The following is a 9340-nucleotide window of genomic DNA, read 5'->3' as shown; positions in this document are numbered from 1 at the left end:
CCATTGCCGGGCCAGAGATGCCGTTTCAGCAATCGCATTACCTGATTCACCGCCCGGAGCGCGGGCCGCTCAGACCCGAGGTTCAGCTGTTTGAGGGCTGGCTGGCAGAGATCTTTGCGGAAGGAGAAGGCTAGGCCAGATCAAAATTTGCCGTTGTCATTCTTCCACTCGGCGCGTGGCGGCACGGTTTCAGTGGTGTTCCACTGTTCGACAATGCGCCCGGCCTCCATACGAAACAGATCGTAAAAGCTGGAGTGCAGATCACCGTGCCAGCCCTCAGAGACGCAGAGCACAAAATTGCCCTCGGCCAGAACCCGGTGGACCTGAGTATAGTGCAGAGAGTCAGCTGTAGCTTGGAGCGCCGCATGCAGGGCTTTGGCTCCGTCGCCTATCTTTGGGTGGTGCTGCAGCAGATCTGCCCGGACATAGTCCGGCAACCTGTCGAAACGCTGCGCCACGCAGACCTCTTGAACAAATTCACGCACCAGGGCGCGGTTTGCTTCGGTTTTGTCCCGATCCATAATCGCGACACTGCCGTCCAGCATACCTCGCCCGGCGGGGTTCAGGGGTTGGTCGGGTTGGATATTGTCCCAGTGCTCCACCGCCTGACCATCCTCAAAGCGAAACACCTCAAAGGCCACGCGTAGGCTGGAAAAATCATATTGGATATGGGCAAAGGCAAAATCCCCATCCTCAAAGACCCGGACAAATGTCACCTTTGGGTCGGTCTTGGATAGCCGCGCAAACAGGCTTGCTATGCCCTCGCTGCCCTCATGGGTCTGGGGATTGTGCTGGATGTACTTGGCCTCGTTGACCACCGCGGCGGCCATGGCATCGCCGGTTTCGATGCCTTTGAGAAAGGTTTTGAGCAGTTCTTTCTTGCAGGGCATGGCAGCGTCCTTATGTGTGAGGCCAGTCCAGCATAGGGGGCACGCGGGACGAAAAAAAGGCCGCCCCGGTGGGACGGCCTGAAAGCATACCAAAGCAACCTGGCTTACAGCGAGGCTTGGTAGATCTTTTCGATGTTGGAGCCGAGGGCGGCGTTATATTCATCCTCGGACATTGCAACGTTCAAGCCTTCGGTCAGCGCGCGGCTGAAAGAGGCGATCATCTTGGTGTTCTTGGTGAGCTTTTCGCAGGCGTCATCGGTGGTGTAGCCACCCGAAAGCGCCACAACACGCACCACGGCGGGGTGATCAGCCAGGGAATCATAATGGCCGGCCTCGTTGGGGATGGTCAGCTTCAGCGAGACTTTGGTGCCCTCGGGCAGCGCATCCAGCTGGTCCTTGATTTCCGCCTTGAGGAAGATTTCAGCCTCGCCCTTGGTCGGGGAGTTGATGTCTACCTCAGGTTCGATAATCGGCACCAAACCGGCAGCAGCGATCTGCTTGCCCACTTCGAACTGCTGCGCCACCACGTTCTTGATGCCCTGCGGGTTGGCTTCTTTCACCACCGAACGCATCTTGGTGCCAAAAATGCCCTTGTCGGCGGCCCGCGCCAAGAGGGCGTCCAGCTCGGGCATCGGTTTCATCATCTGGGCGCCGTCGACTTCATCCGCCAGACCCTTATCGACCTTGAGGAAGGGCACAACGCCGCATTTTTCCCAAAGGTAAGCCGGAACCGGTGTGCCGTCGATGGCATTGTCCATGGTTTTTTCAAACAGGATGGCGCCGAGGATCTTGCCAGAGGAAAAATCAGGGGAGCAGATGATACGGGCGCGCATCTTCTGAATCTCGCCAAACATTTCATCGTCGTTGGAATAGGCATCTTCGGTGACACCATAAAGGCCAAGCGCCTTTGGGGTAGAGCCGCCGGATTGATCCAGCGCGGCAATGAAGCCGCCACCATTTGCGATACGGTCAAACTGTTCCTGGTTAATCTCTTGTGCCATGATCCGGTCTCTCCGCGAAAAACGTTTCTAATCTGGCCTCGTCTATAGCGTCCCTGTCACAAGAAACAAGTTGTGGCAGCAAGCGCTTGCGCTAACGGGAGAGGGTTTTGTGCTGATCCGGGCAAAGCTGCGATAAATCGCCGAAGCGAATGCAAAAACGGGCCCCGAAAGGAGCCCGCTTAGGAAAGTCTTGTTGGCGCGTCCCGGAGGCCAGGGCTGGATCAGACCAGACGCGAGGCTTCCTTGGCTGCGCGCACAAACCCGTCAAACAGAGGATGCGGCGCAAAGGGCTTGGATTTCAGCTCCGGGTGGAACTGAACGCCGATGAACCAGGGGTGATCTTGCCATTCGACGATTTCGGGCAGGCGACCATCGGGCGACATGCCAGAGAACTTCAGCCCACAGGCCTCCAGCTTCTCTTTGTATTTGGTGTCCACCTCATAGCGGTGACGGTGGCGTTCTTCGATATGGCTGCTGCCATAGACGCTGGCCACATTGGAGCCCTCGGTCAGGGTGGCGTCATAGGCGCCCAGACGCATGGTGCCGCCCTTATCGTCGTCGGCTTTGCGCTGAACCTTGTGATTGCCCTGCACCCATTCCTTGAGATGGTAGACAACGGGTTCAAACCGCTTTTTGCCGGCCTCATGATCAAACTCTTCCGAGCCCGCCTCGCTGATGCCTGCCACATTACGGGCCGCCTCGATGACGGCCATCTGCATACCAAGGCAGATGCCCAGATAGGGCACCTTGTGCTCACGGGCATATTGCGCCGCTTTGATCTTGCCTTCGGTGCCGCGCTCGCCAAATCCGCCGGGGACCAGGATTGCGTGGAAGCCCTGCAGATGTGGCGTGGCATCCTCGCGGTCGAAGAGTTCGGCATCAACCCATTCGATTTTGACCTTCACCCGGTTGGACATGCCCCCATGGGTGAGCGCCTCGGCGATGGATTTATAGGCGTCTTCCAGTTGGGTGTATTTGCCAACGATGGCCACCCGCACTTCGCCTTCGGGGTTGTAGATACGGTCGGCAACATCTTCCCAACGGGCCAGGTTTGGCTTGGGTGCAGGCGAGATGCCAAAGGCATCCAGAACCGCCTGATCCATCCCTTCACGGTGATAGGCCAGCGGCGCCTCGTAGATGGATTTCAGATCCTGTGCCGCAATCACCGCATCGGGGCGCACATTGCAGAACAGGGCCAGTTTTTCGCGCTCTTTCTTCGGGATCGGGCCTTCCGAGCGGCAGACCAGCAGATCAGGTGCCAGACCGATGGAGCGCAGCTCTTTTACCGAGTGCTGGGTGGGCTTGGTCTTCAGTTCGCCGCTGGCTTTAATGTAAGGCAGCAGTGTCAGGTGCATGAACAGGCACTGACCGCGTTCTTTGTCCTGGCTGAACTGGCGGATGGCCTCAAAGAAGGGCAGCCCTTCGATGTCCCCCACCGTGCCGCCAATTTCACAGAGCATGAAATCAACTTCGTCTTCGCCAATCGAAATGAAGTCTTTGATTTCATTGGTAACGTGTGGAATCACCTGAATGGTTTTTCCCAGGTAGTCGCCGCGGCGCTCCTTTTCCAACACATTGGTGTAGACCCGCCCAGAGGAAATCGAGTCGGTCTTGCGGGCAGGCACCCCGGTGAAACGCTCGTAGTGGCCGAGGTCCAGATCGGTTTCGGCGCCATCATCCGTGACAAAGACTTCCCCGTGTTCAAAGGGGCTCATGGTGCCGGGATCGACGTTCAGATAGGGGTCCAGTTTGCGCAGACGGACAGAGTAGCCGCGCGCCTGCAAAAGTGCCCCAAGAGCGGCAGACGCCAAGCCCTTGCCAAGCGATGAAACAACACCACCAGTGATAAAGATGAAACGCGCCATGAGTGTTCGGCTGCCCCCGTGAGAAGTCAGAAAATAGCTGCCCGGCGGCTGTGAAAAACCGCTGCACCACGGGGCTATACATATAGAGGATTCGCGCGGCATGCGCAAGGGAACCGCAAGATGCTGTTACGGTTCCCAATCACAATTCTAGGTCTTGTAGTTCTTAGTCGGCGCTGGGGACCAGCGGCGCATTGTCACCCTCGGTGGGGGGCAACAGATGGCTGCCCTCGGGCACTGTGGGTGCATCCGCGACACCACCATCCTCAGTGGCAGGCGCCTGGAAGCCATCGGCAACCGAAGACCCGGCAGAGCGCTGTGCGGCCAGAACCGTCAGCGTTATCGAGGTGATGATAAAGGCGATAGCCAGGATCCAGGTCACTTTGCCCAAAGCCGTGGCTGCAGACCGGCCGGACATGGCTCCGCCACCTCCGCCACCGCCCATTCCCAGGCCTCCGCCTTCGGAGCGCTGCAACAGCACGACGGCAATCAGGCCAAGAGCCAAAAGAAGATGGATGATGAGAACAACGTTTTCCATAGGTTCCTGCGGCTGTTGGCAAAACTATCCGGCGGTAAATAGGCAAGAATGGCGACAGGGGCAAGGCCTCAGTTTGCATTGTTGTAACTGACCCACTGGCACCCCGTGAAACTGGGGTGGAAACACAGAAAAAAGTGACTGGACGCAGGGCTTGGCCCTGGGGCAGGCTGTGCTTATGCCTCATGATCATTCTGACCACCCGCACGCGCTTTTGCCTTCTGAACCTGCTTTGAGGGTCAAGGCTCTTGAAACGATTCTCACCCGCAAGGGGTTGATAGATCCGGCGGCGCTGGGCGAGATCATAGATACCTATCAAAACAAGATTGGCCCACAAAATGGCGCCCGCGTGGTGGCAAAGGCCTGGAGCGATCCAGCGTTCAAAGCCGCTTTGCTGAAGGATGCCGATCCGGTGCTGGCGGGGCTAGGCTATTATGGCCGTCAGGGTGAACATATGGTGGTGGTGGAGAACACGCCTCAGCAGCACAATATGGTCGTCTGCACCCTGTGCAGTTGTTACCCGTGGCCACTGCTGGGTATTCCGCCGGGCTGGTATAAATCCGACGCTTACCGCGCCCGCGCGGTGCGCGAACCCCGCAAGGTCTTGGCTGACTTTGGCGTGACCCTGCCAGCAGAGACATCTGTACGAGTCTGGGATTCAACGGCAGAGGTCCGCTATCTGGTTTTGCCAATGCGCCCCGAGGGCAGCGCGGGGCTGAGCGAAGATATGCTCGCATCATTGGTCTCTCGCGATTCTATGATCGGGACCGCCTTGGCAACGCCAGTCAGTACTGAAAGTGGGGAGAGCGCATGAGCCGTGTACATGACATGGGCGGGCGAATCGGTGATGGTCCCGTTGTGCCGGAGGCTGAGGGCGCGCCGGTCTTTGCCACCGACTGGCACGCCCGCGCCCTGGCGGTGACCCTGGCCTGTGGGTCCTTGGGGCAATGGAACATCGATACCTCGCGCCACGCCCGCGAACGGCTCTCACCCAAGGACTACACCCGGTTTTCCTACTACGAGAAATGGATCTCGGCGCTGGCGGACCTTCTGGTGGAGAAGGGCGTGCTGACGCGTGAAGATCTGATGGGGCAGGGCAGTGAGGATCTGCATGCCCTGGCCTCCAAGGTGCTCAAGCAAGAGGCCGTTGCCGGCGTGCTGGCCAAGGGTGGCCCGGCCAATCGCGACAGCGATGTTGTTGCCGCCTTTGGTGTCGGCGACCAGGTCAAAACGCGCCATCCCGGAGGTTCTGCCTTGGTTGATGGTGGTCACACCCGGCTACCGGACTATGCCGCCGGTGCCCGTGGTGAGATCCTGCTCCAGCACGGTGCCCATGTGCTGCCAGACTGCAGCGCCCATGGGTTGGGGGAGGCTCCTGAGCCGCTCTATGCGGTTGCTTTCAAAGCCTCAGAGCTCTGGCCATATCCCGAGCACCCAAATGACGAGGTGGTGCTGGATCTGTGGCAGAGCTATCTGCAACCGGACAAGGGAACAGATTCTGAGGCTGAGGGATGAGCGATTACATCAGTCATAGCGCCCCGGAACCGGCCTTTCTGGAACCCTGGCACGCACAGGTCTTTGCCCTCACTGTGTCTCTCAACGAGGCCGGGCGGTTTAGCTGGGCCGACTGGGTGGCGCAGTTTTCTGAAACCCTGCGGCGCAACGGGCTGAGCCGGGAGCTGGACGGCGGCGCGGATTATTTCAACGCTTGGCTGGAAACTCTGGAGGCGATTCTCGCCCGCGCCGGAAATGCCGGCGCCCAGGAGGTTGCACTGGTCCAGCGCGACTGGGAAGAGGCCTATCTGAGCACGCCGCACGGTGAACCGGTGCATCTCAAGCGCTGATCTGCTGCTGCCTTGCCTTTTGTAACGCTTCTGCGTCGATTTAGCGGTTTCCACGCGGGCATGGCATCGCTATACGGGGCTCTGGTTTTCACCAGCATAGATTCAAACCAGCATACAAAGGACCTGAGATGGCCAATGTCGTGGTAGTCGGCGCCCAATGGGGTGATGAAGGAAAAGGCAAGATCGTTGATTGGCTCAGCGAACGTGCAGATGTGATTGCGCGTTTTCAGGGCGGTCATAACGCCGGCCATACGCTTGTCATTGACAGCAAGGTCTACAAACTGCACGCGCTGCCTTCGGGTGTGGTGCGCGGTGGTAAGCTGAGCGTCATCGGCAATGGGGTGGTTCTGGACCCCTGGCACCTGCTGAAAGAGATCGAAACCGTACAGGCGCAGGGTGTTGATATCAGCCCCGAGACCCTGATGATTGCGGAAAATACCCCGCTGATTCTGCCCATCCACGGCGAGTTGGACCGCGCCCGCGAAGAGGCCGCCTCTAAGGGGACCAAGATCGGCACCACTGGTCGGGGCATCGGCCCCGCCTATGAAGACAAAGTTGGCCGCCGCGCCATCCGGGTTGCGGATCTGGCGGATGAAGCCACCCTGGAAGCCCGCGTTGACCGTGCGCTGCAGCACCATGATCCGTTGCGCAAGGGGCTGGGCTTTGACCCGGTTGATCGCGATGCTTTGATTGCGCAGCTGCGCGAGGTCGCGCCTGCAATCTTGAAATATGCCGCTCCGGTCTGGAAAGTGCTGAATGAAAAGCGCAAATCCGGCAAACGGATCCTGTTCGAAGGGGCGCAGGGCGCGCTCTTGGACATCGATTTTGGCACCTATCCCTTTGTCACCTCGTCGAATGTGATTGCCGGCCAGGCCGCCACCGGCGTAGGCATTGGCCCGGGCTCGATTGACTACGTGCTGGGCATCGTCAAAGCCTATACCACCCGCGTTGGCGAAGGCCCCTTCCCAACCGAGCTGCTGGGTGCTGACGGCACCCCCGATGCAGATGGTCAGCGATTGGGAGAGCGCGGTCATGAGTTTGGCACCACCACCGGGCGTCAGCGCCGCTGTGGCTGGTTTGATGCCTGCCTGGTGCGCCAGACCTGCGCCACCTCCGGCATCACCGGCATCTCGCTGACCAAACTGGACGTGCTGGACGGGTTTGAAACCCTGAAGATCTGCACCGGATATGATCTGGACGGCACTCGTCTGGACTATCTGCCCACCGCAGCCGATCAGCAGGCCCGCTGCACGCCGATCTATGAGGAAATGCCCGGCTGGAGTGAAAGCACCGAAGGGGCGCGCAGCTGGAACGATCTGCCCGCCAATGCCATCAAATATGTGAAACGCGTGGAAGAGCTGATCGAATGCCCTGTGGCACTGCTCTCTACCAGCCCGGAGCGGGACGACACCATTCTGGTGACCGATCCCTTTGCGGACTGATGTCGGAGAAGCCGGGCCTCAGCTATAAAGCGCGTCGTCGTTGGGCCTTGGTGGTTCTGCTGATCGGCATGCCGCTCTACATTATCGTCGCGGTCAACGTGGTGAGCCTGTTCGAGCGGCCTCCGATCCTGCTGGAGCTGCTGATCTATGCGGTACTGGGTGTGCTTTGGGTCTTGCCCTTCAAATTCGTCTTTCGCGGCGTCGGCAAAGAAGACCCGGATGCCGAAGAGCAATAGCTCTGGCGATTGAACAAGAAAAAGGCCCGACCGGAATTTACTCTGGTCGGGCCTTTTCTATTTGAGATCAATCCTGATTGGTCGTCCCTGTTTGGCGCGGCTTAGCCCGCTGCACGTTCAGGCGGGCGGAAACCGATGTCATCGGTGGCCGAGAAATGACCATTGTTGGCGCGTTCGATCTTGCCATCTCGCAACAGCTGGCCAAAGGAGCGCAGCCCGTTTTCGCGGTTGAAATCGGCGTGGCCAACGCTGCGCACCTTGCTCATCAACTGTGGCCGCGAGAAGTGATCACGCCCTTCGACAAAGCTGAGGTAGGAGGCGGCGGCTTCCAAAAGCTCAGGCAGCTCTACGGCGCCACGGTCCTGGGCGTAGTCGGAAAAACTCCCCTCAGTGCCAGCCTGAGCCGCGGGCTCTTCCACTGGTGTGGAAATACGGCGCGGGCGCACTGGCTTGGAGGAGGCGGCCTCTGGAGCTGGGTCGATACGCTGTTCTGCGACCAGTTTCAGCGGCGCCGGGCGTTCCCCACCCGAGCGGGGACGGGGAGCTTTGGCACCACCACCTGCACCGGCATTGGACCCTGGGCGACGGGGGCGCACCACATTGGCAAGATCTTCGCGGTAGGCCTCTGCCTCATCCGCCTGGGCAGAATGGTCGCCTGCGGACCGGTCAGCCTCGGCGGCGGCAACGGCTGCGCGCAGATGGCTGTAGGTTTCGCGCGAGGTGGCATTGTCTGGATCGCCCAGTTTGCTTTCGGCAGCGGCCATCAGACGTGAGACATCGCTGTCCGGAGATGGCGCGGCCGTGTCGCGGGTTTCGGCTGGCGCTTCAGCAACCGGGGCGCTGACGGCCTGTGTTTCTTCCTGAGCCTCTTTTTCTGCAAGGGCTTCTGCCTCTGCAACGGATTCTGCAGGGTCCGCTTCGTCTTCCTGATTGCTGGCCAGCAGGTCGGCTTCTACCTCTGCCAGCTCGCGCATCAATTCGGCTTCGTCATCCGCATCCAGCGAGCTTTCTACGCCATCCTCTTCAACCTCTTCCAAATTGCCCGTGGCCATGGCCTGTTCCAGATCGGCACGCTTCATCTTAACGATGCGGGCGCGCAGCGGAGCTGCTGTGGGGCGGGCTTCGGCGGGGCTTTCGGCTTCTTCAGGGGGGGCAGTTTGTGCGGCGTCCGCTGCCACACTGGCCTCAGGCTCTGCCTGCTGAACATTCGCATCCACTACCGGCAGGCGGCGCATGCCGCGTTTGGGGCGGCTGACCTGTTCCTGGGCGCTGTCTGCGTCCTGAACTGTGTCCTGATCTGCGACAGCCGCGTCAGAAGGCGCGCCGAGCAGAGCATCGCCTTCTTCTTCGGTGGCAGTTTCCTCGGCTTCAGCTTCCTTGGTCGCGGTTTCTTCAGGGGCATTGTCTGCCCCAGCCAGCTCACCTGTCAGGTCAAGCCGGTCAAGAACCCGAGAGATGTCTTCATCATTGGCGTCAGCTTCCATATCGATGGTGCTGGCGGCCTCGCTGTCGTCTTCTTCGGTCTGCGTC

The 9340-nt window shown here is 59.7% G+C and carries 9 protein-coding genes and 1 pseudogene; 5 read left to right on the top strand and 5 right to left on the bottom strand.

Features of this window, described 5'->3' with window-relative positions; genetic code table 11:
• Positions 1-140: 140 nt before the first annotated feature.
• From ABJP42_RS10200 to secG, 4 genes are all read right to left on the bottom strand, one after another.
• Complete coding sequence (locus tag ABJP42_RS10200) at positions 141-890, bottom strand: nuclear transport factor 2 family protein (protein ID WP_348340202.1); 750 nt, start codon at positions 888-890, stop codon at positions 141-143.
• Positions 891-994: 104 nt separating this feature from the next.
• Entirely contained in the window at positions 995-1891 is an 897-nt protein-coding gene (locus ABJP42_RS10195; protein WP_348340201.1) for a fructose bisphosphate aldolase, read from the bottom strand.
• 221 nt (positions 1892-2112) lie between these two features.
• Positions 2113-3756: a CTP synthase gene (pyrG, locus tag ABJP42_RS10190; RefSeq protein WP_348340200.1), complete on the bottom strand. Its 1644-nt coding sequence runs from the start codon at positions 3754-3756 to the stop codon at positions 2113-2115.
• A gap of 163 nt (positions 3757-3919) precedes the next feature.
• Positions 3920-4291, bottom strand: coding sequence for a preprotein translocase subunit SecG (gene secG / locus ABJP42_RS10185; protein ID WP_348340199.1), 372 nt, complete (start codon positions 4289-4291; stop codon positions 3920-3922).
• A 175-nt stretch (positions 4292-4466) separates the two neighbouring features.
• Between secG and nthA the strand changes: the two genes are divergently transcribed.
• From nthA to ABJP42_RS10160, 5 genes are all read left to right on the top strand, one after another.
• Positions 4467-5102, top strand: coding sequence for a nitrile hydratase subunit alpha (gene nthA / locus ABJP42_RS10180; RefSeq protein WP_348340198.1), 636 nt, complete (start codon positions 4467-4469; stop codon positions 5100-5102).
• A complete protein-coding gene (gene nthB / locus ABJP42_RS10175; protein WP_348340197.1) occupies positions 5099-5803 on the top strand; it encodes a nitrile hydratase subunit beta in 705 nt (234 codons plus the stop codon). The genes nthA and nthB overlap by 4 nt, the downstream gene beginning before the upstream one ends.
• Complete coding sequence (locus tag ABJP42_RS10170; protein ID WP_348340196.1) at positions 5800-6132, top strand: nitrile hydratase accessory protein; 333 nt, start codon at positions 5800-5802, stop codon at positions 6130-6132. Before nthB ends, ABJP42_RS10170 begins: the two co-directional genes overlap by 4 nt.
• A 128-nt stretch (positions 6133-6260) precedes the next feature.
• Complete coding sequence (locus ABJP42_RS10165; RefSeq protein WP_348340195.1) at positions 6261-7574, top strand: adenylosuccinate synthase; 1314 nt, start codon at positions 6261-6263, stop codon at positions 7572-7574.
• Positions 7574-7810 (top strand): DUF2842 domain-containing protein, encoded by a 237-nt coding sequence (locus tag ABJP42_RS10160; protein ID WP_348340194.1) that lies wholly within the window; start codon positions 7574-7576, stop codon positions 7808-7810. Before ABJP42_RS10165 ends, ABJP42_RS10160 begins: the two co-directional genes overlap by 1 nt.
• Positions 7811-7911: 101 nt before the next feature.
• Here the strand turns inward: ABJP42_RS10160 and ABJP42_RS10155 are convergent.
• Positions 7912-9340: pseudogene (locus tag ABJP42_RS10155) on the bottom strand (chemotaxis protein CheA); the annotation flags it as partial.

Source organism: Pseudophaeobacter sp. (genome assembly GCF_039971195.1).
Taxonomy (GTDB): domain Bacteria; phylum Pseudomonadota; class Alphaproteobacteria; order Rhodobacterales; family Rhodobacteraceae; genus Pseudophaeobacter.
Note: the sequence above shows the minus strand (reverse complement) of the source record. Positions and strands in the feature narration are given on the sequence as shown.